Source organism: Sandaracinobacter neustonicus, from assembly GCF_006385875.1.
GTDB lineage: Bacteria > Pseudomonadota > Alphaproteobacteria > Sphingomonadales > Sphingomonadaceae > Sandaracinobacteroides > Sandaracinobacteroides neustonicus.
The window spans coordinates 76,780-99,693 of record NZ_VFSU01000028.1 but is presented as its reverse complement, the minus strand read 5'-3'; the positions used below and the strand labels follow the sequence as shown (position 1 = coordinate 99,693).

Here is a 22,914-nt window from a genome sequence, read left to right as displayed (position 1 = left end):
CGAAGGAGACAGGCATGATCGGCAAGGTGATGACGGCACTGGCAGGGCGCAGCATCGCCCAGACATTGGGCGGAGCCGCTGCCGGCCCGGCCGGTGCTGTGATCGGGGCCGCCGTGCCGGTGGTGTTGCCGCGCGTGGCGCGCGCGCTGGGGCCGGTGGGCATGGTGAGCGTCGCCGTGGGTGGCCTGCTGTTCAAGCGTTGGCTGGATCGGCGCAACGCGCGGGAAAAGGCGAAGGCCACGGCGCTGGCCGCCCTGCCACCGCGCGATCCCGCCGCCGTTCTGGGCAGCCCGACCCCGCCCGATCTGCTGGAAGGCGAACTGCTGACAGACGCCTGAGGGCTTCAGCCGAAGCGGCCGAGGAAATCGTCCAGCGCGGCGACGGCCTCCGGCTCCTCCAGCGTGGGGGCGTGGCCCACGCCGGGCACGGTGACGGCGCTGAGCATGGGCATTCGCGCGGCCATTTTCGCCTGCGTATCCGCCGCCAATATGTCAGACAGCGCGCCGCGCACCGAAAGCAGCGGCCGGTCCCGGTAACTGTCCAGCGCCAGCCACAGGTCCAGCTGCTGATCGCCATGCGGCAGGTTCAGCGGCGCGGCGATTTCCGGATCATAATCCCACATGATCGGCCCGGCGCGGCTGACCCGGCACAGCCGCTTGGCGTGCGCCAGCCATTGGTCCAGCCCCCAGTGCGGGTAGAGATCGGCCTGCCGGCGGGCGATGTCGCGCGCGGCCGTCAGCCAGCTGGGCCAGTTGCCGCCCTTGCCCAGCCCGATGCGGATTCGCGCCAGCCCTTCCGGGTTCATATCCGGCCCCACATCGTTCAACGCGAGTCCGGCGATGCGCTGTCGCTGAGTCACGTCCAGCAGCAGACCGATCAGGCCGCCGAGCGAGGTGCCGACGATTACCACCTTGTCCACCATTGCCGCATCCAGCAGCCGCCCCATGTCCTGCAGGTAGGTGAGCGGGACATAGGTGAGCGGGTCGCGGGCATAGCCGCTGTCTCCCCGGCCGCGAAAGCTGGGGGTGATCACGCGAAAACGTGGGGCATAACGCCCTGCAAAGGCTTCGAAATCACGGGCGTTGCGGGTGAGGCCGGGCAGGCAGAGCAGCGCCGGGCGGCCGCCTGCGCCGCCCGCATAATCGCGGTAGTGCAGGCGGACATTGTCGCTGGTCCACAGATATTGATCGGTGAAGGCGGGTTCCACGATTGCCTTCTAGGCCGGGCGTGCGCAGGGCGCAATTTCCCCTTTATGGTGGGATGTTACATGAACTTTTGACTGCCACTCAGTTTTAGCGCATAAGCCCGCCGGGGACCGGGGCTGCGTAGAGAGGACGCGGAACGACAGTGGCGACACGTGCGCGCGCAACCGACGGCAAGGTGACAAAGGCTCAGGCCGAAGCCCGGACCCGGAAGACAGAGGTGGACAACAAGGTTCGCCGCTACGATCCGGCGGAAACCCGCACGCGCGTGCTGGAGGCCGCCTATCTGCTGTTCGGCACGCGCGGCTATGCCAGCACCGGGACGGCCGATATCGCAGCGCAGGCGGATGTGTCTGAAGGCTCCATCTTCTATCACTTCGGATCGAAGCGGGCGCTGCTGGTGGAGCTGGGTAAGCTGCACGGGCTGAAGATCATCGCGGCGATGCAGGGCGACGACAGGCTGGAGGATGTGACCTTCACCGCCAGCCTGAATCGCTGCTTCGACTTCTGTGAAGTGAACAATGTGTGGGAGAAATCCAGAAGCTGTTCGGAGCAGGGGGCAGAGCGGAAGATCCACAAGCAGAATCCCGAAGCGGAACCCTTTTTTCATGCCGCCAAGGAAACGGTGGTCGCCTGGACCCGCGCGCATCTGGAGGCCGTGCTCGCCAAGCAGGGGATCACGAACGTGCGCCCTGACATCACCTCCAACCTGATCTTTTCCGCCGTGGGCGAGGCGATGCACCTGTATTTCGAACCCGACACCACGGCCGAGATGAAAGCGCACATTCGCAGCGAATCGATCCGCTTCTGCGACGCGGCGGCCGGTCTGTCGTCTTTCCAGCCCCGGCAGGATTGATCCACGCAGCGCGCTGCGCCAATGGGGCGGCGTGACCGGCAATCCCGCTTACCAGCCTGAAACGGCGATGATGGCGCTGGGGGGCGACTTTTTTGATGTCGTCGCGCCGGCCCAGTTTCCGCAGCATATTCTGCGCTGGCGCAACGACAGCGCCGCCGCCGACGTGGGGCTTTCCGGGCTGAGCGACGCGGCGTGGATCGCGCATTTCGGCCGCTTCGAACCTCTGGATGGCAGCCTGCCCGCGCCGCTTGCGCTGCGCTATCACGGGCACCAGTTCCGCACCTACAACCCCGAACTGGGCGACGGGCGCGGCTTCCTGTTCGCGCAGTTGCGCGATGGCGGCGGGCGGCTGATGGATCTGGGCACCAAGGGATCGGGGCGCACGCCATGGTCCCGCTTTGGCGACGGGCGGCTGACGCTGAAAGGCGCGGTGCGCGAACTGCTGGCGACGGAAATGCTGCAGGCGCTGGGGGTGACGACGTCGCGCACGTTCAGCGTGATCGAGACGGGCGAGGAGCTGGAGCGCGGCGACGAGCCTTCACCCACAAGATCCGCCGTGCTGGTGCGGCTTTCCCACAGCCATGTGCGCTATGGCAGTTTCCAGCGGCTGGCGGCGCTGCAAATGCCGGAGGCGATGGCGCGGCTGGTGGATTATGTGCTGCGCGAGATCGCGCAAGCGGAGCCGGGGGCGGACCGCATCGCCACGCTGATGACCTATGCCGTGGAAGGTGCGGCGCGGCTGGTGGCCGAATGGCATGTGGCGGGGTTCGTGCACGGGGTGCTGAACACCGACAATATGAACATCTCGGGCGAGAGTTTCGATTATGGCCCGTGGCGTTTCCTGCCGCGCTGGCAAAGCGATTTCACCGCCGCCTATTTCGATCATTTCGGCCTTTATGCCTTTGGGCGGCAGGCCGAGGCGGTGCACTGGAATCTGGTGGAACTGGCGAAGGCGCTGCGGCTGATCGCGCCTGCGGACAGCCTTGTGCCGGCCTTGCAACGCTGGCCGGAGCTGGTGGCGCAGGAGGTGCGGCGGCAGGCGCTGTGGCGGCTGGGCCTGCAACGCGGCAGCGCCGAGGCGGAGGAAGCGCTGGTGCGGGCGCTGGAGGTCGGGCTGGGTGAAGGGGGGACGCAGCCCGACGCCATCTGGTTCGGCTTCCGGGGCGGGCGAGTGCCTGCCGATATGCATCCGGCGCTGGGATTGTTCCGCGAATTGCTGGCCGGGTTCGAGCCATTGCCCGGCGCGCTGGCGCATCCCTATTGGGCGGATGCCACGCCGCAGACGATGCTGATCGACGAGGTGGAAGCGTTGTGGGCGGCGATTGCCGAGGCGGATGACTGGGGGCCGCTGGAGCGGAAGATCGGGGCATTGCGGCAGATGGGGGCGGCGTTGGCGTGATGGGTTGAGAGGTGGGATGTTGTGGATCAGGCCAACCGGTGACACCCCCTCTCCATCTCTCCCCCCTTGCAGGGGGAGAGTGCTTCGTTGCGCCGCAGGCAATCGAATCTGATCACTCACATGGTGTTTGAGTTTTGACACGACGCCAATTTTGAGGGTGCAGGGAAATCAATTCCCTGCCCGCCGGAGGCAAAGAAACGGACGCCCCCCTCAGCGTTTCCCCACGAAGCTCACCACGGATTCGGCGATGCCGTTGGCGATGGCGCGTTGGCCTTTGCTGGAAAACAGGTAGCGGGCGTCGTCTTCGTTGGAGAGGAAGCCGGTTTCCAGCAGGACGGCGGGCACGCCGAGGTTGCGCAGCACCTGGAAGTTGGCGAAGCGGTGGAACTGGCTGCGGAAGGTGACGCCTTCGGGTTCCATGCCATTTTGCAGCGATTCTGCGAAATCGGCCGAGGCGTTCATGCTGTCTCGCATGCCGAGATCGACGAGGATGGAGGCGACTTCGCGGTTTTCGCCGGAGAGGTCGACGCCCGCGATCAGGTCGGCGCGGTTTTCCTTGGCGGCGACGCGGGCGGCCTCGCGGTCTGATGCGACTTCGGAGAGGGTGTAGACGGAGGCTCCGCGCGCCAGCAGATTGGGCGCGCTGTCTGCGTGGATGGAGATGAACAGGTCGGCCTTCCAGTCGCGTGCGAGGCGGACGCGGTTGCCCAGCGTGACGAAGTAGTCCTTGTCCCGCGTGAGGCGGACGTCGACGGGCACGCCCTTTTCGCGGGCGCGGCGCTCGATGGCGGCCTTGGCCTGTTGCGCGATGGCGAGGGTGACATCCTTTTCCGATCCGCCGCCGATGGCAGAGGGTGCGCCCGGATCGTGGCCGCCGTGCCCGGCGTCGATCACGATCACCGCCTTCTTCGTGCGGGTCGGCCGGGCGCTGGTGATGGCGGGCGGCAGGGGGGCGGGCTTCGCGGGCGGCGGGGGCGAAACGCGCTTGTCCTGCTGCGGGGTGATTTGCGGGTTCAGGCGTGGATCGATGGGCTGGACAGCTGGCTGGACGGTGGGGGGCGGCTGAAGCTCGCGCCCGGCTTCCGCCAGCGCGGCCTCTACCGCATCCAGCCGGGCGGCGCTGTCGGCTGCGAGATCGGCGGGCGGGTTGGGGCCGGGCGGGACGGCGCGCGGGGCCTCTTGGTAGAAGCCTGCCACGGGGTTGCGGCCGCGCGCGACGAGGCGCTTGAACTCGGCTTCGGCCACGGGGCGGAAGCGCAGTTCCAGCACCTGATCGCGGCCCTGAATCACTTCTGCCAGCCGCATCGGCTTGGCAAGATCGACGACCATTCGCACGGTCGCGGGATCGAATTGCGAAACGCGGGCGGCCTTCACGTCACCTGCACCGGGGGCATCCCGTCGCACGGCGGAGGCGTCGCCCAGATCGATTGCCCAGCGCATGGGATCGCCCAGCGCGAAGGCACGCGGCGGCGCGGCAAGCGGCTCTGACAGCGCCAGCCGCACGGTCGCGCCCTCGGCGGTGGGGATCACGCGGATGTTGCCCGCGACAGCCGTGGCGAGTGCGGGCTGGGCGAGCAGCAGGAGCAACAGGGTGAACAGGCGGCGCATGGCTGGCCGCCTTGTGGCATCGGGAGGGGCGAAAGGGAATCCCCCGGCGGCGCGGCTGGTCGGAAGAAAGCGGGCATGTGGCTTTGGCTCAGCTGTGGGGCGGCGAAAGCCCCCTTGCGTTCCCCCTATCCGCCGCACATCCTCCGGACCAAGGCCATAGGGGGGGCAAATGGCAAGCAAACGCGATCCGTTTTTCGCGCGCATGGGCTGGCTGATGCTGGCGATCACCCTGCTCGCCTTCCCGCTCACCTATTTCGCGCCGCTTGCTGCCGGATCGCGCAGCTTCGCGCCGATCATCCACATCTACGGGCTCGCCTATTTCAGCTGGATTCTGCTCTATGCCTGGCAGTCGCAGCTGGTCGCCTGGGGCAAGGTGGCTCGTCACCGCGAACTGGGGTTGGCTGGAATCGCGATTTCGGCGCTGATGCTGCCGCTGGGCATTGCGGCGGCAATCCATGCCGCGCTCCGCCGTGAACAGCGCGGCGTTGAGCAGCCATGGGCCTTCACCCTGTTCAACATGGTCGATCTGGCGCTGTTCATCGCCTTCGTTACCGCGGCGATCGCCAGCGTCACGCGCCACCCGCAATGGCACCGCCGCTTCATGTATGGCGCGGCGGTCTGCCTTGTCGGCCCGGCGATCTCGCGCTGGTTCCTCTGGGTGCCGCCGATGCCGCACATCATGGATTCCGCCCCCAATCTGCTGGCAGACCTGTTGCTGATCCCGCTGATGCTGCATGACAGGCGGGTGCTCGGTCGGGTGCATCCCGCGACATGGTGGGTGATTGCTATCGCGGTGCCGCTCCACATCGCCGCCGCATGGTTTTACCCCGGCGAATGGTGGAATGCGCTGGCCCCATCCCTGCTGGCGCTCAGGGTCTGAACGGCAGCAGCGCCCGATACACCTCCAGCGGCGGCCGGTCCTTCAGCCGCAGCCCTTCGCCCAGCAGATAGGCGTCTTTCACGATCTCGGCCTGCTGCTCCAGCCCATAGGCGCTGAACGGCTTGCCCGGTGTCAGCGGGAGGTAGGCGTAACGCGCGAACGGCGGGCGCTGCCAGATAAGGCTGACGCCCTGCTGGTGCTGCCACACATGCGTCAGTTCATGCACGAAATGGCCGCGCAGCGCGGCACCCTCGCTTGAAAAATCCTCGCTCCACACATCGCCATTGGGGTGGAACCACAAATGCCCGTCCGGGGCCATGGTGATCCACGCGGGCTGCCACATCCACCATTTCAGCCGGTTGATGCGCACCGGATCAGGGTTCAGCGCCGAGCCGAACACCCGCGCGGCAAGCGCCCGCTCGCCCGCGCTCAACGGGCGGCTGGCGGGGCTGTCAGTGCTGATGGGCAGGCGCATCCGCCTTAACCGGCGCATTCGCCGCCCGCGCCTCGGCATTCAGCGTCACTTTCGCGCCGGACTGGAAGCTGAAAGTCAGCGGAATGGCCGCGCCCGGCTTCACGTCCGGGGCAAGGCCGAAGATCATCAGATGGCTGCCGCCCGGCGCGAATTGCAGTACCCCCTTGGCGGGCACGGCGAAGCTGGGTTCGGCGCGCATTTTCATCACCCCGCCCTCATTCGTCATCGAATGCAGTTCGATCCGCTCGGCCTTGGGGGACGAAACGCCCGTCAGCGCATCGGCCTTCGCCGTGCCGTGGATCAGGAAATAGCCACCGGCCGGGCGACCGCTGACGGCAGGCAGCCGCACCCATGCGTCCTGCACATGCGGCTGGGCCATGGGGGCCATCTGCGCCAGCACCGGGGCACCCGCCAGCAGCAACGCCGGGGATCCGGCCAGCAGCAAAGCGGAAAGGGCAAATGCGCGCACCATGGGGAAAGCCTTTCTGAACTTCGTCCGCGCCGCTCTAGCGCGGGCACCGCCGCCGCTGCAACAGCGCGGCTGTCGCGGGAATGAACCGCCGAAGGAAAAGCGCAGCGGCACCATTGATGCCGGAAATCGTCCACCTATATGCCCAAGCGAAAGGCTGTCTTCGGGCAGCTGAACTTATTCTCACGGAAAGGTGCGCAAGGGGGCGTCCCCACGCGCAAACAGGCAAGGACAATTATGGCGAAGGTTATCGGAATCGACCTCGGCACCACCAACAGCTGCGTCGCTGTGATGGAAGGGGCCGCGCCCAAGGTGATCGAAAATGCGGAAGGCGCGCGGACAACCCCGTCGCAAGTCGCCTTCACCAAGGATTCGGAACGTCTGGTGGGCCAGCCCGCCAAGCGTCAGGCCGTGACCAACCCGGAAAACACCGTGTTCGCGGTGAAGCGGCTGATCGGCCGCCGTTTCGACGATCCGATGACCCAGAAGGACAAGGATCTCGTCCCCTATAAAATCGTGAAGGGCGCCAACGGAGACGCATGGGTGTCCGCCGGCGGCAAGGATTACAGCCCCTCGCAGATTTCCGCCTTCATCCTGCAGAAGATGAAGGAAACGGCCGAGAGCTATCTGGGCGAAACCGTGACGCAGGCCGTGATCACCGTTCCCGCCTACTTCAACGACGCCCAGCGTCAGGCCACCAAGGATGCCGGGCAGATCGCGGGCCTTGAAGTGCTGCGCATCATCAACGAGCCGACCGCCGCTGCGCTGGCTTATGGTCTGGACAAGAGCACATCCGCCCACACCATCGCCGTTTACGACCTTGGCGGCGGCACCTTCGACGTCTCGGTTCTGGAACTGGGCGACGGTGTGTTCGAAGTGAAATCCACCAGCGGCGACACCTTCCTTGGCGGGGAGGATTTCGACGCCAAGATCGTGGAATTCCTCGCCGAAGCCTTCAAGAAGGACGAAGGCATCGATCTGCGCAACGATCGCCTCGCGCTGCAACGGCTGAAGGAAGCGGCGGAAAAGGCGAAGATCGAGCTGTCGTCTTCCGCCACCACGGAAGTGAACCTGCCCTTCATCACCGCGGACGCCACCGGGCCGAAGCACCTCGTGAAGGCGATCAGCCGCGCCGACCTTGAAAAGCTGGTGATCGACCTGATCGAGCGCACCCGCAAGCCCTGCGTCGACGCGATGAACGAAGCCGGCGTGAAGGCCAGCGAGATCGACGAAGTGATCCTCGTGGGCGGGATGACCCGCATGCCGCGCGTCCGCCAGTTCGTGAAGGATCTGTTCGGCAAGGAGCCGAACACGAGCGTGAACCCGGATGAAGTGGTCGCCATGGGTGCCGCCATTCAGGCGGGCGTGCTGCAAGGCGACGTGAAAGACGTGCTGCTGCTGGACGTGACGCCTCTCAGCCTCGGCATCGAGACTCTGGGCGGCGTGTTCACCCGCATGATCGACCGCAACACCACCATCCCCACCAAGAAGTCGCAGACGTTCTCGACTGCGGACGACAACCAGTCCGCCGTGACGATCCGCGTGTTTCAGGGTGAGCGGGAAATGGCGGCCGACAACAAGATGCTGGGCCAGTTCGATCTCGTCGGCATCCCGCCCGCTCCGCGCGGCGTGCCGCAGGTGGAAGTGACGTTCGACATCGATGCCAACGGCCTCGTCGCGGTGAACGCGAAGGACAAGGGCACCGGCAAGGAACAGCAGATCCGCATCCAGCCCTCGGGCGGCCTGTCCAAGGACGATATCGAGAAGATGGTGAAGGAAGCGGAGCAGTTCTCCACCGAGGACAAGAAGCGCCGGGAAGCCGCCGAAGCGAAGAATCAGGCGGACGGCCTTGTGCACGCAACGGAACGCCAGTTGAGCGAACATGGCGACAAGGTGGACGCCGCGACCAAGGCCTCCATCGAAGCGGCCATCGCCGACGTGAAATCGGTGCTGGAATCGGGCGATCCGGAGCAGATCAACCAGAAGGCGCAGGCGCTGGCGCAAGTCGCCATGAAGCTGGGCGAAGCGGTGTACGCCGCCGAGCAAGGCGCGGCGCAGGGTGAAGGCCCGGCCGCCGAACAGCCCGCCGACGATGTGGTCGACGCCGACTTCACCGAAGTCGACGACAGCAAGAAGTAAACATCTGTGGCCGGGGGCTTGACCCCCGGCCACTTCTTGCAAAACAGGCTGCTTCTTGCGAAGGACTGGCGCGGATGTACGCCGAAATTGACTATTATGAGCTGCTGGAAGTTCAGAAGGGCTGCGACGACGGCACGCTGAAATCCGCTTACCGCAAGCTCGCCATGCGCTGGCACCCGGACAAGAACCCGGGTGACGCGGATGCGGAAGCGCGTTTCAAGGCGATCAGCGAAGCCTATGGCGTGCTCTCCGATCCGCAGAAACGAGCCGTTTATGATCGCCACGGCCACGCAGGCGTGCGCGGCGGGGCTGGCGGCGGCGCGGGCGGCAATCCGTTCGGTGATGCCTCCCCCTTCTCCGACATTTTCTCCGACATCTTCGATCAGTTCATGGGCGGCCAGCAGGGGCGCGGCGGACGCCGCGGCCCGCAACGCGGGGCCGATATCCGTTATGATCTGCAAGTCAGCTTCGAAGACGCCTTCCACGGCGCCGAAGCCGATATCGCGCTGGACGTCGCCGTCTCCTGCGAACAGTGCGTCGGCACCGGCTCCAAGCCGGGCGCGCGCGTGCAGGCCTGCACCAGCTGCGGCGGACGCGGACAGGTGCGCATGCAAAACGGCATGTTCATCGTGGAACGCACCTGCCCGCAATGCCATGGTTCCGGGCAGGTCATCTCAGACCCATGCGAGCATTGCCATGGCGAAGGCCGGGTGGAGCGCCGCAAGCAGCTGAAGGTAAAAATCCCCAAAGGCGTGGACGACGGCACCCGCATCCGCCTCGCCAACGAAGGCGAAGCAGGCCCGCGCGGCGGCGAGAACGGAGACCTCTACATCTTCGTCCATATGAAGCCGCACCCCATCTGGAAACGCGACGGCACCACGCTCTATGCTCAGGTGCCGATGAGCTTCGTGGACGCGGCGCTGGGCGGCGAAATCAACATCCCCGGCCTCGACAAGCAGCCGGTGGACGTGAAAATTCCCGCAGGCACCCAATCCGGCCGCCAGTTCCGCGTGCGCGGACGCGGCATGCCCGCCCTCAACGGCCACGGCATGGGCGATCTGGTGGTGCAGGTGGAGCTGGAAACCCCCACCAAGCTCACCGCCCGCCAGAAAGAACTGCTGGAAGAATTCCGTGGGCAGGAAAGCCCGCACGAAGCCTGCCCGAAATCCAAAGGCTTCTTCGACCGCCTGAAAGGCGCGTGGGACGAACTGACGGACTGAGCGGGATGGGTCGGGGAGGCTCCGCTGTTGGCCTCCGGCGGCTCGGGCTCTGCCCGAGACCCGGCAGGGGCGTGACGCCCCTGCACCCCCTGAGTTTTTCTTAGCCCCTCCCCTGTAGGGGAGGGGTTGGGGTGGGGGCCATCCGCTTGGCGTGAGGTTGGGGATTTATTGCCTGCGGCGCTTTTTGGGAGGTCTCCCATTACCCCTCCCCCCGCTCAGGCTGAGCTTGTCGAAGCCCCACGTGGCATGACTGCGGGCTTAGCCGTTGCGCTTTTGTTTTGGGGGCTTCGACAAGCTCAGCCTGAGCGGGTTAGAGAGCGGGTTGGGGTGACGGTGGGTTTGTGGGTGGGGGTGTGGGGACGCTGGCGGATCAGGCCCGGCGGTGACACCCCCTCTCCATCTCTCCCCCTTGCAGGGGGAGAGGGCTTCGGTGCGCCGCAGGCAATCGAAGTTGATCACTCGCACGGCGTTGGGAGTTCGGGCACAACGCTAATGTTGAGGGTGCAGGGAAATCATTTCCCTGCTGGGTTCCAAGGGCAAAGCCCTTGGCCGCCGGAGGCCTCCGCCCTGCCCCCCACACCCCACCCCCCAACAATGCAACAAAGCGCAACATCTTGCCGCACCCACTTGCCTCGCCCCACCCCGGCGTTCATGCTCGGCCCAAGGGTTGGTGCAAAGGTGAACAGGGCAGCGCGAATGCGTGGTTCACGTAAATCGGTCGGAGGGCCAGTTGGGGCTGCTCCGTTTGCGTCGTCGGGGCGTCAGCCGATTTTATTGATCGGCGATCATCCGTTAATCGATGGCGTGGTGGCGGCTGCCGCCAGCCGCCGCACCCGTGTCACATGGATCACCGGCAGCCCGGATGCCGCGCCCGACGCGGCGGCGGAGGGCGCGTTGCTTGTGGCCGGGCCGCTCGATCCGGATCATGCGCGGCAGCATGGCAACAGCGCCGCGCGGGCGATCATCGCCTTTGCCGATGAGGCCCGGCAGGTGTCCGCGATCGAGGCGCTGAGGGCAGAGGCCCCCGGCCTGCCGATCACCGTGAATTATACGGATGGCCTGTTCACCGCCCGGCCGACGGGGCCGGGGGTGCGTATTGTCAGTCAGGTGCAGTTGGCGGTGCGCGATCTGCACTGGCGCAACCCGCCCGCGTTGATCGCGCAGCAACTGGGGCAGCCGCGCATCCACGCCCTGCTGTTCGGCTTCGGACGCGGCGGCAATATCATTCTGACCGATCTGCTGCTGTGCAGCCTGACGGGGTTTCAGGGGAAGCCGCTGATCACCATCGTCGATCCGCGCGCGGCGGAGCGCGAGGCGGCGCTGTTCCGCCGCTGCCCGGAACTCCGGGAATCGGCGGATATCCGCTTTGTTGATCCCGGCCCGGTGGAAGATGCCCGCCACCTGCCCGCCGATCTGCTGCGCCGCGCGCAGGCGGAGGCGCCCTTCACCACCGCGCATGTGTCGATCGATTCGGATGCCCGCTCGCTCAGCCTTGCGCGGGCGCTGCATGCGCTGGCCTTGCGGGAAAAGTGGCGCATGGGGCCGGTGTTCACGCGGCTGTCCAACAGCCGCGATCTCGCCCGCCTGCCCGTCAGCCACGAAGCGGCGGAACTGGTCGGCTTCGGCGCGAACGCCGATTTCGCCGAATCCATCGGCCTGTTCGATCCCAACAGCGATTATCTCGCCCGGCTGTTCCATCAGGCCTATCGCCGCACCGCCCGCGCGGATGCCCCCGCCAACCGCCCGTGGGAGGATCTGCCGGAGGAATATCGCGAATCCAACCGCCGCCTGCTGATCCATCTGCCCGCGAAGCTGCTGACGGCCGGGGTCGATCTGGCGGCATGGCTGCGCGTGCCGCTGCCCCGCCCGAACGACATGGGCGGCATCCCGCTGCCCGATCTTTCGGCGGACCCGGCGCTGATGGAAGAACTGGCGGAGCTGGAGCATCGCCGCTGGATGGTGGACCGCCGCCTGTCAGGCTGGCGCTATGGCCCAGTGCGGGACAATGAGGCGCGGCTGCATCCCGATTTGATCCCCTATGATCAGCTGGACGAATACACGAAAGATCTGGACCGCGCGATTGTGCGGGAGGCTTGGGAAACGCTCGGCTCCTCGCGCGGGAGCGGCTTCTTCGCGCGGGGAAGCATGGTGCGGCAGGCCGGCTAGGCCCCGCTCAGAACCCCGCTCAGAACCCCCACGGCAGCCCCAGCAGATACCAGCCCACCAGCAGCGCCGTCCAGATCGGCACCAGCCACATCGTATAGGGCAGCATGATCGCAATCACCGTGCCAACGCCCGCGTCCTTCACATATTGCTGGCAGAAAATCACCACCAGCGGGAAGTAGCCCATCAGCGGGGTGATCACGTTCATCGGGCTGTCCGCCACGCGATAGGCCGCCAGCACGGTGGCCGGGTCGCTGCCCAGCTGGATGAACAGCGGGATGAAGGTCGGCGCGAAAATCGCCCATTTCGGGATGGCGCCCGGCATCAGGATATCCAGCAGCAGGATCGCCGCCACGAAACCCAGCAGCAGCGTGACAGAGCCAAGGTTCGCCGCCACCAGCGCGTCGGCCATGTTCACCGCCAGCACGGTTGCGATGTTGGTGAAGCCGAAGAAGGCGAGGAACTGCGCGATCACAAGGAACAGGAACACCAGCGGCCCCATGTTGCGGAAGGTCTTGTCGATCATGCCGATGGCTTGGGAGGTGTTTTTCAGCGTGCCCGCACCGGCGCCATAGGCCGCGCCCACCGCCAGAAACAGGATGGCCACCAGCACGATCAGCCCCTTCATCAGCGGCGAATCGGAAATCAGCGATCCGGTTTCCGGGTTGCGGAACACCGCGCCTTCGCCCCAACTGAGCGCGACGATGGCGGCCAGTGTCAGCAGCAGCGCCCAGCCTGCCCAACGCAGCCCGCGCGCCTCGGCTTCCGGCCCCGGCCCTTCATCCTGCGCATCGGCATGGCCGGTGCCTTCGGCCGCAACCGGCCCGGCCTGCGCGGGATCATATTTGCCAAGGTGCGGCTCCACGAACCGCTCCGTGATCCATGCGCACAGCGCAGACATCGCGATCAGGCTGACGATGGAGAACCACATGGTCGCCGTCAGGTCCAGCGTGGTGCCGGGCTGCACCAGCGCGATGGCGTCGTTGGTGATTTCCGTCAGCGCGCCATCCAGCGGCGTGATCAGAACATTCACGCCGAACACGGCGGAAACCCCCGCGAACGCCGCGGCGATTCCGGCCAGCGGGTGCCGCCCGAGACTCATGAAGGCCATCGCCCCCAGCGGGATCAGCACCACATAGCCCGCGTCCGCCGCGATGGAGGAAAGTCCGCCCAGAAACACGATCACGAAGGTGATCAGCTTCGCCGGCGTCACCGCCACGATCTTGCGAATCAGCGCCGCGACAAGCCCGGTCTGCTCCGCCACGCCCACGCCGATCATGGCGACAAGGATCATCCCCGTCGCCGAAAAGCCCATGAAATTGTCCACCCAGCTCGTCAGCATGAAGCGCAGGCCTTCGGTGGAAAGAAGGCTGTTCACCTCCACCAGCCGGCTGGTCAGATTGCCGTCGGCGTCAGTCGTTTCCAGCGTGACGGACGAACCCAGCGCCGACATGATGACAGAGGCGACGATCACCACGCCGATCATCACCAGGAAGATCACCGCCGGGTGCGGAACCTTGTTCCCCACCCGCTCGATCACATCGAGCATGCGGTCCATTCCGCCCCGCTTCGCCGCTGCTTCCGCCATGTACTTTCCCCGCCTCAACGCCGCGGCCTTGCCGCACCACCCATACCGCCTGATGCACTCCTTTCGCGACATTCTGTCAAGCACATGGTCATCAAGTCACTGTGCATGTTGCGTTCGCTGCCCTAATGGCCCAGCGTGCGAGCACGGCAGGGAGAAGCCCTTTGAGCGACATCACCATCGTTTTTCTGATCATCATCTGCGCGGTTATCCTGTTCATCCAGAACAAGCTGCCGGTCGTGATCGTGGCGATGGCGGTGCCTTTTGCCCTGTACATGACGGGCGTTCTCTCCCTGCAGGAGGTGTTCGCGGGCTTCGGCGATCCTGTGATCATCTTCATCGCCACCCTGTTCATCGTTTCGGGCGGGCTGGAGGCAGCGGGGATCACCGCATGGGTTGGGCAAAAGCTGATCCAATGGTCCGGTACGGGGAATCGCTTCCGGCTGATCAGTTTCACCATCCTGATCGTCGCCGCTCTCACAGCGATGATCTCGGTGAACGGCGCGGTCGCCGCGCTGCTGCCCGTCGTCGTGGTGATGGCGATCCGCACCGGCACGAAAACCTCGCAACTGCTGATGCCGCTCGCCTTCGGCGCGCATTGCGGGTCCATGCTCACCATGTCTGGCACCAACATCTCCGTCATCGTCAACGATGCGCTGGCCGATGCAACCGGCGGGCAGACCTTCTCCTATTTCGAATTCGCATGGGTGGGCGTGCCGATGGTGCTGGGCGGAATCGCCATCATCTACCTGTTCGGGGAAAAGCTGCTGCCGCACACGCAAGGGCCTTCGCTGCCCGGCGATTTCTCCCGTCATGCCAGCACGCTCTCGGAACAATATCTGCTGGACGGGCGCTTCTTCCGGCTGAAACTGCGCGAGGAGTCGCCGCTGATCGGCACGCACGCCCGCACGCTGGATCTGGGCGGCTATCCCAGCCTGCGCATTGTCCGCCTGAAGGATGCGGACGGCGCACCGATGACAGAGGATCAGCCGCTGCTGCCCGGCCAGTCCCTCATCGTCGCAGGCCCGGCAGAGGCAATCGCGGCGCTGGCGACAGACAAGGGCCTTGCGCTGATCGGCGCCGCCAAGACCGAGGATGAGGAGATCGCCGAAGGCACGCCGATTTCAGAGGCTTTCTTCAACCGCGCCTCCGGCCTTGCCGAAGTGATCATCCCGCCGCGCTCGCGGCTGGCAGGCACCATGGCCTTCCCCGGGATGACCGCCGGAGACGGCGAGCTGGTGGTGCTGGCGCATCATCGCGGCGGCGAGGCGCTGCCGCCCGGCGCGCACAAGCTCGCCGCCGGAGATACGATGCTGGTGCAGGGCAGCTGGGCCGCGCTGGACAGCCATCTGGCCGATCCGGCGGTGCTGGTGGTGGACAGCCCGGCGGTTGTGCGCAAGCAGGCGGTGCCGATGGGGCTGGGCGCGAAGGCGGCCATCATCATCCTGCTGGCGATGGTCGCCATGCTGGCCTTCAACCTTGTGCAACCGGCCATCGCCGGGCTGATCGCCGCCACGGCGGTGATCCTGACGGGCTTGTTGAAAGTGGAGGAAGCCTATCGCGCCATCAACTGGACAACGGTGATCCTCGTCGGCGCGATGATGCCGCTCTCTACCGCGATGTTCCAGACGGGCGCGGCGCAGTTGCTTGCAGACAAGCTGATCCTGCTGCTGGGTGATGCCGGCCCCACGGCGCTGCTGGCCGGGCTGTTCGTGATTTCCGCGATATTGGGACAGGTGATTTCCAACACGGCCACCGCGCTGATCGTGATCCCCATCGCCGTGCTGGCGGCGAAATCCATGGGCCTGAACGTCACGCCCGTGCTGATGAGCGTGAACGTCGCCTGCGCAGCCGCCTTCCTCACACCCATCGCCACCCCGGTGAACCTGATGGTGATGGGCCCGGGCGGCTACAAATTCACCGATTATTGGAAGCTTGGCAGCGTGATGATGCTGATGTTCTTCATCGTTTCAGTATTTTGGGTGCCGGTGGTGTGGCCCTTCTGAGCCTTTGAACTCTGCATGGTTATGAACGGCTGCGAAGCCGACGTGCTCGGTGTCGTTCAAGACGATTCACGCTCTTGGATCGAGCGTATCAGCTCATGGAATTTGGTCACTTCAGCTTCCGCCTGCAGGCGCTTCTTGCGTGCGGACCATGCGCTCCAGCCAAATGCTGCAGGGAAGATCAGCATCATCGCCAGCAACGCAGCCAACTTGATATCTCCGAACCCAATTCTTAAGTCTATATAAATCACCATTGCCGCTATTCCTGCGACCATCAGAAGTCCTACGAATGCGTAAATTCGCTCCAAGGACCGATCAGGCGCTGACGGCGCGGAGAATGGCTTAACTCCGACGCCCCAAAATTCCGGCAGCTTCTGGTTCTGCTCCGACATTCGGGAATATTGCTGTGAAAGCGAAGTTACCGCAACTTCGCGATCTTCAACCCTTCACCCCGCGCCTTGTCCTGCACCGATTCCTCGCTGCGCGTCAGCGCCTTGGCGATGGCCTTCAGCCCCATCCCCTTGGCCGCCAGCGTCCGCAGCTTCGCCAGTTCCTCCGGCTTCCACGGCTGCCGGTGCCGCACAAAATCCTGCGCCATTTCGATATCCTTGCGGTGCCGCCGCCCCTGCCTAAACAGGGGCAGCGGCAACCGGGTTAGAGGATGAACTTCGACAGATCATTATCCCGCGCAATCGGCGCCAGCTGCTTCTCCACATAGGCCCCGTCCACCACCAGCGCGCGCGGGCCGCCGTCCGCTGCTTCGAAGCTCAGCTCCTCCAGCAGCTTTTCCATCACCGTCTGCAAACGCCGGGCGCCGATATTCTCCACCCGGTCGTTCACCTGCGCGGCGATGTCAGCAATCGCCTCGATCCCGTCGGACGTAAAGCTCAGCTCCACCCCTTCGGTTCCCAGCAGCGCCACATATTGCCGCGTGAGGGAGGCCTCCGTGTCGGACAGGATGCGCACGAAATCCGCCTTGCTCAGCCCGCCCAGCTCCACGCGGATCGGCAGGCGGCCCTGCAATTCCGGCAGCAGATCGGCCGGCTTCGCCACATGGAACGCGCCCGACGCGATGAACAGGATATGGTCCGTCTTCACCGGCCCATATTTGGTCGCAACCGTGGTGCCCTCGATCAGCGGCAGCAGGTCGCGCTGCACGCCCTCGCGCGACACACTGCCGCCGCGCACATCGGACACGGCGATCTTGTCCACCTCGTCCAGAAAGACGATGCCATTGGCTTCCGCGTTCTTCACCGCCTCGCGGGTCAGGTCATCGCTGTCCAGCCGCTTGTCGGATTCCTCGTTCACCAGCAGTTCCCATGCGTCTTCCACGGGCATCTTGCGCCGCTTCGTCCGCTTCGGCCCCATGCCCTTCAGCATTTCGCCAAGGTTGATCATCTGCATGCTTCCGGGCTGGCCGGGGATGTCGAACGGCATGCCGCCACCGGCATCCTCCACTTCGATATCCACTTCCTTGCCTTTCAGCTGGCCCGCGAACACCCGGTCGCGGAAGGCCAGCCGGGTCGCCTCGCTGGCATCCTTGCCCACCAGCGCATCCAGCAGTCGGTCAAGTGCGGCGGCTTCGGCGGCCTCGCGCACATTGGCGCGCTTCAGGTCGCGCGTCAGCCGGATGGATTCCTCCACCAGATCGCGGATGATCGAATCCACGTCGCGGCCCACATAGCCCACCTCGGTGAACTTGGTGGCCTCGATCTTCAGGAAGGGCGCATCCGCCAGCTTCGCCAGACGGCGGCTGATTTCGGTTTTGCCGCAGCCCGTCGGCCCGATCATCAGGATGTTCTTCGGCGTCACCTCGTCGCGCAGTTCCGGTGCCAGCTGCTGCCGCCGCCAGCGGTTGCGCAACGCCACCGCCACGGCCTTCTTGGCCTCCGTCTGCCCCACGATGTGCCGGTCCAGCGCCGCCACGATGGCCTTGGGCGTCAGGGCGTCAAATCCCGCCACTTGCGGGTTCGCGATTGCATCCATCACAGGCTTTCCACAGTCAGATTGTTGTTGGTGTAGACGCAGATGTCCGCCGCGATCCCCATCGCCTTGCGGGCAATCGCCTCTGCATCGATGTCGGTATCGATCAGCGCCCGCGCGGCAGAGAGCGCGTAATTGCCGCCGGAGCCAATCGCCGCCACGCCGTCATTCGGCTCCAGCACGTCGCCGGTGCCGGTCAGGATCAGCATGGTATCGGCATCGGCCACGATCATCATCGCCTCCAGCCGCCGCAGGTAGCGATCCTGCCGCCAGTCCTTCGCCAGTTCCACGGCGGCGCGCGTCAGCTGGCCCGGATACCGCTCCAGCTTGGCCTCAAGCCGCTCGAACAGGGTGAAGGCGTCTGCGGTGGAGCCGGCAAAGCCGCCCACAACCTTGCCGTCCGCGCCCAGCCGCCGCACCTTTTTCGCATTGGGTTTCATCACCGTCTGGCCCATCGAAACCTGCCCGTCCCCGGCCACAACCGTGCGTCCATCCTTCTGCACGCCCAAAATGGTCGTGCCGTGCCAGGTTGGAATATCACTCATCAGGAAATTCTGCCTTTCTCGAAGGCCCCGCAGCCGGCGGGGCCTGCACCGCCCCGATGTAGGAAGCCCGTCGCCCGCATTGAAGGCCCTTGCACGGCCGGTCCCAAACGGGCACCTGTGCCCCATGTCGCTGGAAAGCCGCCTGAACGATTGGGTAGAGGCAGGCCTGATAGACCTTGCCACCGCAGAGCGGATCCGCGCCCATGAATCCGCGAACGAACGCCCCGTGCTGCGCTGGGCGCTGGCGGGGCTCGGCCTGTTCGCGGTGGTGCTGGGCATCATCCTGCTGATCTCCGCCAACTGGGATCGCATCCCCCATGGCGTGAAGCTGGCCGCGCATATGGCGCTGCTGCTGGGCGCGGCGGCGGCCCACTGGCACTGGAAGCAGCAGCGCAAACTCTGGCCCGCGGAAGGCGCGCTGTTCCTGTTCGCCGGGCTGGTGTTGGCCGGAATCGGCCTGCAATCGCAGGTCTATCAACTCACCGGACCCGTATGGCACGCCCTGCTGCTGTGGCTGCTGCTGGCAGGCCCGGCGCTGCTGCTCTCCGGTGAAACCCGCCTCACCGGCACCGGCTTCGCGGGCCTCGCCCTTGTCGGCCCCGCCGCCATGGCGCTCGACAGCATCGATAAGGGCGGCCCATGGCTGATCGCTCAAGGCACGGCAATGGCCGTCCCTGCCCTCCTCATCGCCCTGTCGCTATCCTTGCGCGAACGCGGCCCCGGCTTCCGTCTTGCCCTGCGCGAAGCCGGGATCGTCTCCCTGCTGGCAGGCGCGGGAATCGTGCATTTCGCATGGGCTTCCAACATCACCGGCGCGCAAGCCGCCGATAACGCCGTGCGCCTGATCCCTGCCGCGCTCGCCTGCCTCGGCACACTGGCGCTGGGCTGGAACAGGCCGGAGATCCCGCGCGCCATCCTGCTGCCGCTGCTGATCGGCCCGCCCGCCGCCTTCGCGCTGGCACTGGCCATCCCCCATCCGGATGGCATGGCCAGCCGCCTGATCGGCATCGCCATCTATATGGCGCTGTGGTCGGCGCTGGCGCGCGGCGCGGCGCTGTCCGGCTGGAACAGCCTGTTCGCAGTCTCCATCGCGGCAATCGCGCTCAGGATCTTCATCATCTACATCGAATTGTTCGGCTCACTCGCAGCCACCGGCGGCGGCCTCGTCATCGGCGGCCTGCTGCTCGTCGGCCTCAGCTGGCTCTGGCACCGCATCGTCACGCGCAGGCAGTCCGCATGAAGCCCCACCCTGCCCTTCTCGCCGCCCTCGCGCTTCCGGCGCTGTGGCTCGCCGCTGGTATCTTCACCAACGAACGCGCGCTGTCCGCCGCGCCCGAATGGCGCATCCCGATCACCGGCTATGACCCGCGCGACCCGCTGCGCGGCCGCTTCATCAGCTTCAGCTATGATTGGACCATCAGCGGAGACCCGGCGCTGTGCCAGGACCCGGCGCAATGCCGCCTCTGCCTTGAAACCACCCCCGCCGGGATCAGCGCCACCATCACCGCCGTCCCCACGGACTGCCCCCACCCGGTGGACCCGAAACTCTCCGCAATCGACATCCGCCAGGGCTTCGGCCCGGCCGCCGAAACCCGCTTCAACAGCCGCATCTTCGTCTCGGAAACCAGCGCCCCGGCTCTGGAAACGCAACTACGCCAGGGTCCGATGACAGTGGTGGCGGCCCTCGCGCCGGATGGGCGGCTGATCAACCGGCGCCTGGAACCGGCGGGCTAGAGCCGGATTCGCCGCCTACTCAGCCGCCATGCGCAGCGCCGGGTCTGCCTGCGGGCCTCGGATCAGGACTCCGGGCAGTTCGCCGGTGGGGACGCCTTCGCGGAAGGTGATGACGCCCTTTTTCATCGTCAGCACATAGCCGTCCGCGCGTTGCAGCAGGCGCTTGCCGCCGGCCGGCAGGTCGAACGCCATCCATGGCTTGCCCAGTTTCAGCCGCGCCATGTCGATCAGGTTCAGGTCCGCCAGCAGGCCGGGGCGAATCTGGCCGCGATCTTCAAGGCCATAGAGTTTCGCGGTGTCGTGGCACTGGCGTTTGACGGCTTCTTCCAACGGGATTGTGCCGCGCGCCCTGTCCCGCGCCCAATAGGCGAGGAGATAGGTGGGGGAGGCGGCGTCGCAGATGGTGCCGCAATGCGCGCCGCCGTCTGACAGCGAGATCACCACATCGTCGCGTTCGAACATGGGCTTCACGAAATCCAGATTGCCGTCGGCATAGTTCAGGATCGGGAAGTAGATGAAGCCGCTGCCGTTCTCGCGGCAGAGCATGTCATAGGCATATTCGGCCGGGCTTTGCCCGGCGGCGGCGGCGCGGGCAGCGATGCTGTCTGCCGCGGTGGGTTCGTAATCGAAATCCTCGCCCATTTCATATTGGGCGGCGAAGCCCTCGGCGATGATCATCACAAGGCTCAGGATGTCGGTTTCCGGCCAGACATTGGCTTCGGAGAGCATGCGCTGGCGGAAGGCCGGGTCTTTCAGCTTCGCCCATTGCTGATCCCATGGCAGTTCGGCGATTTCGGCCCATGCGGGCTTGAACAGGAAGGGATGCAGCGTGCCGCGCCACGCCATCAGCACGCCGTTGCCGCGCAGGGCGATCTGCGCAACGATGTTCGCGCCCTTCGCGTTCCATTCCTCCATCGCGGCGATCTGTTCGTGCCAATCCAGTTCCTTGGCGATGGATTGCAGCATGGCGAAGGTGACGGGCAGGCCGGTTTCGGCGGACAGCTGGCCCATCCAGCCGAACTCGTCCCACTCGCGCTTCAGGTCAGAGGCGATTTCGAACACGCCATGCCCGGCGCGGCCCATGGCGCGGCCGATGCCGATCAGTTCTTCCTTGCTGGCGGTGGTGCCGGGCACCACTTCGCCGTCCACGGATTTGTGCAGGATGGTGCGGCTGCTGGAAAAACCCAGCGCGCCCGCGCGCAGCCCTTCCTCCACGATGGCCGACATGCGGGCGATTTCATGCTCGGTCGGGTCTTCGTTGCGGGCACCGCGATCCCCCATCACATAGGCGCGCACGGCCCCGTGCGGCACATGCGTGGCGACATCGATGGTGCGCGGGCGGCGTTCCAGCGCGTCCAGATATTCCGGGAAGCTTTCCCAATCCCACGCCATCCCTTCGGCGAGCGCGGTGCCGGGGATATCCTCCACCCCTTCCATCAGCCGGATCAGCCATTCGTGCCGGTCTGGCGCGGCGGGCGCGAAGCCGACCCCGCAATTGCCCATGATCACGGTGGTGACGCCGTGCCAGCTGCTGGGCGCCATTTCCGAATCCCATGTGGCCTGCCCGTCATAATGGGTGTGCACATCGACGAAGCCGGGCGCGACATGCAGGCCGCTGGCGTCGATTTCGGTGCGGCCCTTGCCGGGCACGTCGCCCACGGCGGTGATATGGCCATCGTCGATCGCGATGTCGGCGATGAAGGCGGGCGCACCGGTGCCATCCACCACGGTGCCGCCACGGATGACGGTGTCATGCATGATCAATCTCCTCTCCCCGGCGCGAAGGCTATCATGCGAGCGGGGGCGGGAAACCGGACGATTCGGATAGAGGGGGATCAGCGGGCACGGCCGTCCGGCTTGTCTGTGTAATCGATGCGGATGCGCACCCATTCGCCGACCTGCGGTTTCCCCCCGATGCGTGGCGGGCGGACGAGGAACTGCCAGGCGGCGGCCTGCGCCGCGCGGGCGATGCGGGAGCCGGGCGGGGTTTCGCCAAGGACGATGCAATCCTCCACCCGGTTGCCGGGCGCGGTGCGGCAGGCGATCAGGCCCGATCCGGGGCCGATGGCGGTGGAAAGATAGCCCGCCAGTTCGTCATGATAGGGTTCGCGCACCCATGCGGCGGCGTAGAGCGGTTCGCCGTTGGGGCCGGAGCCTTCGACGCGCGGGGTGTCCGCGAACATGTCCGTGCCTTTGGAGCGCAGATCGGGCGGGCCATAGGCGGGTTTGGGCGGCCCCATGGGGGCGGCGGGGCGCGGTGGGGTGGGCGTGGGTTGCGGCGGGGCGGGCACGGGTTCCGGGGTGATTTCCGGCACGGGAGGGGCGGGCGGCGTGGGCGGTTGCAGCTGCGCGGGCGGTTGCGGCGTGGGGCGTTGCTGCGCGGGCGCGGCGGCTTTTTGCGCCGGTTTGGGGGCGGGTTCGGCGGCCGGTTTCGCGTCCGGGATGTTCACCGTGATCATCGCCATGTCGATGATCTTCTTCTTCAGCGTGTTGGGCGCAAGGGTGAGCAGCAGCCACGCCAGCAGGATGTGGATGATGGTGACGGCGATCAGCCCCGGCGCGCGCCTGCGAACTCCTTCCGGCACGCGACGGCGGACGCCATCCAACGGGCGCCGTTCCGGGGCGGGAAGGCTGGGGAACAGGGGCATGTGCG

The 22,914-nt window shown here is 66.0% G+C and carries 21 protein-coding genes; 10 read left to right on the top strand and 11 right to left on the bottom strand.

Annotation, left to right across the window (positions count from 1 at the left end; translation table 11 throughout):
- Positions 1 to 14 precede the first annotated feature (14 nt).
- Positions 15 to 338 (top strand): hypothetical protein, encoded by a 324-nt coding sequence (locus tag FJQ54_RS12025; RefSeq protein ID WP_140928657.1) that lies wholly within the window; start codon positions 15 to 17, stop codon positions 336 to 338.
- Positions 339 to 343: 5 nt separating this feature from the next.
- Here FJQ54_RS12025 and FJQ54_RS12020 read toward each other — a convergent pair whose 3' ends face one another.
- Positions 344 to 1,207 carry an alpha/beta fold hydrolase gene (locus FJQ54_RS12020; protein ID WP_140928656.1) on the bottom strand — a complete coding sequence of 288 codons (864 nt, stop codon included), beginning with the start codon at positions 1,205 to 1,207 and terminating at the stop codon, positions 344 to 346.
- A 140-nt stretch (positions 1,208 to 1,347) separates the two neighbouring features.
- Between FJQ54_RS12020 and FJQ54_RS12015 the strand changes: the two genes are divergently transcribed.
- Together FJQ54_RS12015 and FJQ54_RS12010 are read left to right on the top strand one after the other, a co-directional pair.
- A complete protein-coding gene (locus tag FJQ54_RS12015) occupies positions 1,348 to 2,058 on the top strand; it encodes a TetR/AcrR family transcriptional regulator (protein WP_235890434.1) in 711 nt (236 codons plus the stop codon).
- A gap of 31 nt (positions 2,059 to 2,089) precedes the next feature.
- A complete protein-coding gene (locus tag FJQ54_RS12010) occupies positions 2,090 to 3,457 on the top strand; it encodes a protein adenylyltransferase SelO family protein (RefSeq protein WP_268920581.1) in 1,368 nt (455 codons plus the stop codon).
- A gap of 210 nt (positions 3,458 to 3,667) precedes the next feature.
- On the opposite strand, the gene FJQ54_RS12005 is transcribed toward FJQ54_RS12010, so the two are convergent.
- A complete protein-coding gene (locus FJQ54_RS12005; RefSeq protein WP_181160135.1) occupies positions 3,668 to 5,065 on the bottom strand; it encodes an N-acetylmuramoyl-L-alanine amidase in 1,398 nt (465 codons plus the stop codon).
- Between the two features lie 169 nt (positions 5,066 to 5,234).
- Between FJQ54_RS12005 and FJQ54_RS12000 the strand changes: the two genes are divergently transcribed.
- Positions 5,235 to 5,945: a hypothetical protein gene (locus FJQ54_RS12000; protein ID WP_140928654.1), complete on the top strand. Its 711-nt coding sequence runs from the start codon at positions 5,235 to 5,237 to the stop codon at positions 5,943 to 5,945.
- Here FJQ54_RS12000 and FJQ54_RS11995 read toward each other — a convergent pair.
- Both FJQ54_RS11995 and FJQ54_RS11990 read right to left on the bottom strand, forming a co-directional pair.
- Complete coding sequence (locus FJQ54_RS11995; RefSeq protein ID WP_140928653.1) at positions 5,935 to 6,420, bottom strand: vgr related protein; 486 nt, start codon at positions 6,418 to 6,420, stop codon at positions 5,935 to 5,937. The two genes, FJQ54_RS12000 and FJQ54_RS11995, sit on opposite strands and share 11 nt — an antisense overlap.
- Positions 6,398 to 6,892: a copper chaperone PCu(A)C gene (locus tag FJQ54_RS11990; protein WP_181160134.1), complete on the bottom strand. Its 495-nt coding sequence runs from the start codon at positions 6,890 to 6,892 to the stop codon at positions 6,398 to 6,400. Before FJQ54_RS11990 ends, FJQ54_RS11995 begins: the two co-directional genes overlap by 23 nt.
- 234 nt (positions 6,893 to 7,126) lie before the next feature.
- On the opposite strand from FJQ54_RS11990, the gene dnaK reads away from it, so the two are divergent.
- The 3 genes from dnaK to FJQ54_RS11975 all read left to right on the top strand — a co-directional run bounded on the left by dnaK (position 7,127) and on the right by FJQ54_RS11975 (position 12,414).
- Positions 7,127 to 9,028: a molecular chaperone DnaK gene (dnaK, locus tag FJQ54_RS11985; protein WP_140928651.1), complete on the top strand. Its 1,902-nt coding sequence runs from the start codon at positions 7,127 to 7,129 to the stop codon at positions 9,026 to 9,028.
- A 74-nt stretch (positions 9,029 to 9,102) separates the two neighbouring features.
- The gene (gene dnaJ, locus FJQ54_RS11980) at positions 9,103 to 10,248 is read left to right on the top strand and encodes a molecular chaperone DnaJ (protein WP_140928650.1); all 1,146 of its coding nucleotides are present in this window, start codon (positions 9,103 to 9,105) and stop codon (positions 10,246 to 10,248) included.
- 774 nt (positions 10,249 to 11,022) lie between these two features.
- Complete coding sequence (locus tag FJQ54_RS11975) at positions 11,023 to 12,414, top strand: RyR domain-containing protein (RefSeq protein WP_181160133.1); 1,392 nt, start codon at positions 11,023 to 11,025, stop codon at positions 12,412 to 12,414.
- Between the two features lie 19 nt (positions 12,415 to 12,433).
- Here FJQ54_RS11975 and FJQ54_RS11970 read toward each other — a convergent pair whose 3' ends face one another.
- A complete protein-coding gene (locus FJQ54_RS11970) occupies positions 12,434 to 13,999 on the bottom strand; it encodes an AbgT family transporter (RefSeq protein ID WP_140928648.1) in 1,566 nt (521 codons plus the stop codon).
- A 161-nt stretch (positions 14,000 to 14,160) separates the two neighbouring features.
- Here FJQ54_RS11970 and FJQ54_RS11965 point away from each other — a divergent pair, with 161 nt between their 5' ends.
- On the top strand, positions 14,161 to 16,002 hold the full coding sequence (locus FJQ54_RS11965; RefSeq protein WP_207790416.1) for an SLC13 family permease: 1,842 nt from the start codon (positions 14,161 to 14,163) through the stop codon (positions 16,000 to 16,002).
- 56 nt (positions 16,003 to 16,058) lie between these two features.
- On the opposite strand, the gene FJQ54_RS11960 is transcribed toward FJQ54_RS11965, so the two are convergent.
- Genes FJQ54_RS11960 through hslV form a run of 4 tightly spaced genes read right to left on the bottom strand, consistent with a single transcriptional unit; the run spans position 16,059 to position 18,527 of the window.
- Entirely contained in the window at positions 16,059 to 16,391 is a 333-nt protein-coding gene (locus FJQ54_RS11960) for a hypothetical protein (RefSeq protein WP_140928646.1), read from the bottom strand.
- A 26-nt stretch (positions 16,392 to 16,417) separates the two neighbouring features.
- The gene (locus FJQ54_RS11955) at positions 16,418 to 16,597 is read right to left on the bottom strand and encodes a hypothetical protein (protein WP_140928645.1); all 180 of its coding nucleotides are present in this window, start codon (positions 16,595 to 16,597) and stop codon (positions 16,418 to 16,420) included.
- A gap of 56 nt (positions 16,598 to 16,653) precedes the next feature.
- Positions 16,654 to 17,985 (bottom strand): ATP-dependent protease ATPase subunit HslU, encoded by a 1,332-nt coding sequence (gene hslU, locus FJQ54_RS11950; RefSeq protein WP_140928644.1) that lies wholly within the window; start codon positions 17,983 to 17,985, stop codon positions 16,654 to 16,656.
- The gene (gene hslV, locus FJQ54_RS11945; RefSeq protein ID WP_140928643.1) at positions 17,985 to 18,527 is read right to left on the bottom strand and encodes an ATP-dependent protease subunit HslV; all 543 of its coding nucleotides are present in this window, start codon (positions 18,525 to 18,527) and stop codon (positions 17,985 to 17,987) included. Before hslV ends, hslU begins: the two co-directional genes overlap by 1 nt.
- Before the next feature lie 124 nt (positions 18,528 to 18,651).
- Between hslV and FJQ54_RS11940 the strand changes: the two genes are divergently transcribed.
- Both FJQ54_RS11940 and FJQ54_RS11935 read left to right on the top strand, forming a co-directional pair.
- Positions 18,652 to 19,767 carry a DUF2157 domain-containing protein gene (locus tag FJQ54_RS11940; protein ID WP_181160132.1) on the top strand — a complete coding sequence of 372 codons (1,116 nt, stop codon included), beginning with the start codon at positions 18,652 to 18,654 and terminating at the stop codon, positions 19,765 to 19,767.
- Positions 19,764 to 20,261, top strand: a complete 498-nt coding sequence (locus FJQ54_RS11935) for a GDYXXLXY domain-containing protein (RefSeq protein ID WP_140928641.1) — start codon at positions 19,764 to 19,766, stop codon at positions 20,259 to 20,261. Before FJQ54_RS11940 ends, FJQ54_RS11935 begins: the two co-directional genes overlap by 4 nt.
- A gap of 15 nt (positions 20,262 to 20,276) precedes the next feature.
- On the opposite strand, the gene FJQ54_RS11930 is transcribed toward FJQ54_RS11935, so the two are convergent.
- Positions 20,277 to 22,019 (bottom strand): N-acyl-D-amino-acid deacylase family protein, encoded by a 1,743-nt coding sequence (locus FJQ54_RS11930; protein ID WP_140928640.1) that lies wholly within the window; start codon positions 22,017 to 22,019, stop codon positions 20,277 to 20,279.
- A gap of 77 nt (positions 22,020 to 22,096) precedes the next feature.
- On the bottom strand, positions 22,097 to 22,909 hold the full coding sequence (locus tag FJQ54_RS17530; RefSeq protein WP_181160131.1) for a hypothetical protein: 813 nt from the start codon (positions 22,907 to 22,909) through the stop codon (positions 22,097 to 22,099).
- Positions 22,910 to 22,914: the final 5 nt, after the last annotated feature.

Excerpts from the sequence above, each read along its gene's own strand:
- FJQ54_RS12025 (WP_140928657.1), top strand. The coding sequence starts at position 15 with ATGATCGGCAAGGTGATGACGGCACTGGCAGGGCGCAGCATCGCCCAG.
- FJQ54_RS12005 (WP_181160135.1), bottom strand. The coding sequence starts at position 5,065 with ATGCGCCGCCTGTTCACCCTGTTGCTCCTGCTGCTCGCCCAGCCCGCA.
- FJQ54_RS12000 (WP_140928654.1), top strand. The coding sequence starts at position 5,235 with ATGGCAAGCAAACGCGATCCGTTTTTCGCGCGCATGGGCTGGCTGATG.
- FJQ54_RS11995 (WP_140928653.1), bottom strand. The coding sequence starts at position 6,420 with ATGCGCCTGCCCATCAGCACTGACAGCCCCGCCAGCCGCCCGTTGAGC.
- FJQ54_RS11990 (WP_181160134.1), bottom strand. The coding sequence starts at position 6,892 with ATGGTGCGCGCATTTGCCCTTTCCGCTTTGCTGCTGGCCGGATCCCCG.
- dnaK (WP_140928651.1), top strand. The coding sequence starts at position 7,127 with ATGGCGAAGGTTATCGGAATCGACCTCGGCACCACCAACAGCTGCGTC.
- dnaJ (WP_140928650.1), top strand. The coding sequence starts at position 9,103 with ATGTACGCCGAAATTGACTATTATGAGCTGCTGGAAGTTCAGAAGGGC.
- FJQ54_RS11970 (WP_140928648.1), bottom strand. The coding sequence starts at position 13,999 with ATGGCGGAAGCAGCGGCGAAGCGGGGCGGAATGGACCGCATGCTCGAT.
- FJQ54_RS11960 (WP_140928646.1), bottom strand. The coding sequence starts at position 16,391 with ATGTCGGAGCAGAACCAGAAGCTGCCGGAATTTTGGGGCGTCGGAGTT.
- FJQ54_RS11955 (WP_140928645.1), bottom strand. The coding sequence starts at position 16,597 with ATGGCGCAGGATTTTGTGCGGCACCGGCAGCCGTGGAAGCCGGAGGAA.
- hslU (WP_140928644.1), bottom strand. The coding sequence starts at position 17,985 with ATGGATGCAATCGCGAACCCGCAAGTGGCGGGATTTGACGCCCTGACG.
- hslV (WP_140928643.1), bottom strand. The coding sequence starts at position 18,527 with ATGAGTGATATTCCAACCTGGCACGGCACGACCATTTTGGGCGTGCAG.
- FJQ54_RS11940 (WP_181160132.1), top strand. The coding sequence starts at position 18,652 with ATGTCGCTGGAAAGCCGCCTGAACGATTGGGTAGAGGCAGGCCTGATA.
- FJQ54_RS11935 (WP_140928641.1), top strand. The coding sequence starts at position 19,764 with ATGAAGCCCCACCCTGCCCTTCTCGCCGCCCTCGCGCTTCCGGCGCTG.
- FJQ54_RS11930 (WP_140928640.1), bottom strand. The coding sequence starts at position 22,019 with ATGCATGACACCGTCATCCGTGGCGGCACCGTGGTGGATGGCACCGGT.
- FJQ54_RS17530 (WP_181160131.1), bottom strand. The coding sequence starts at position 22,909 with ATGCCCCTGTTCCCCAGCCTTCCCGCCCCGGAACGGCGCCCGTTGGAT.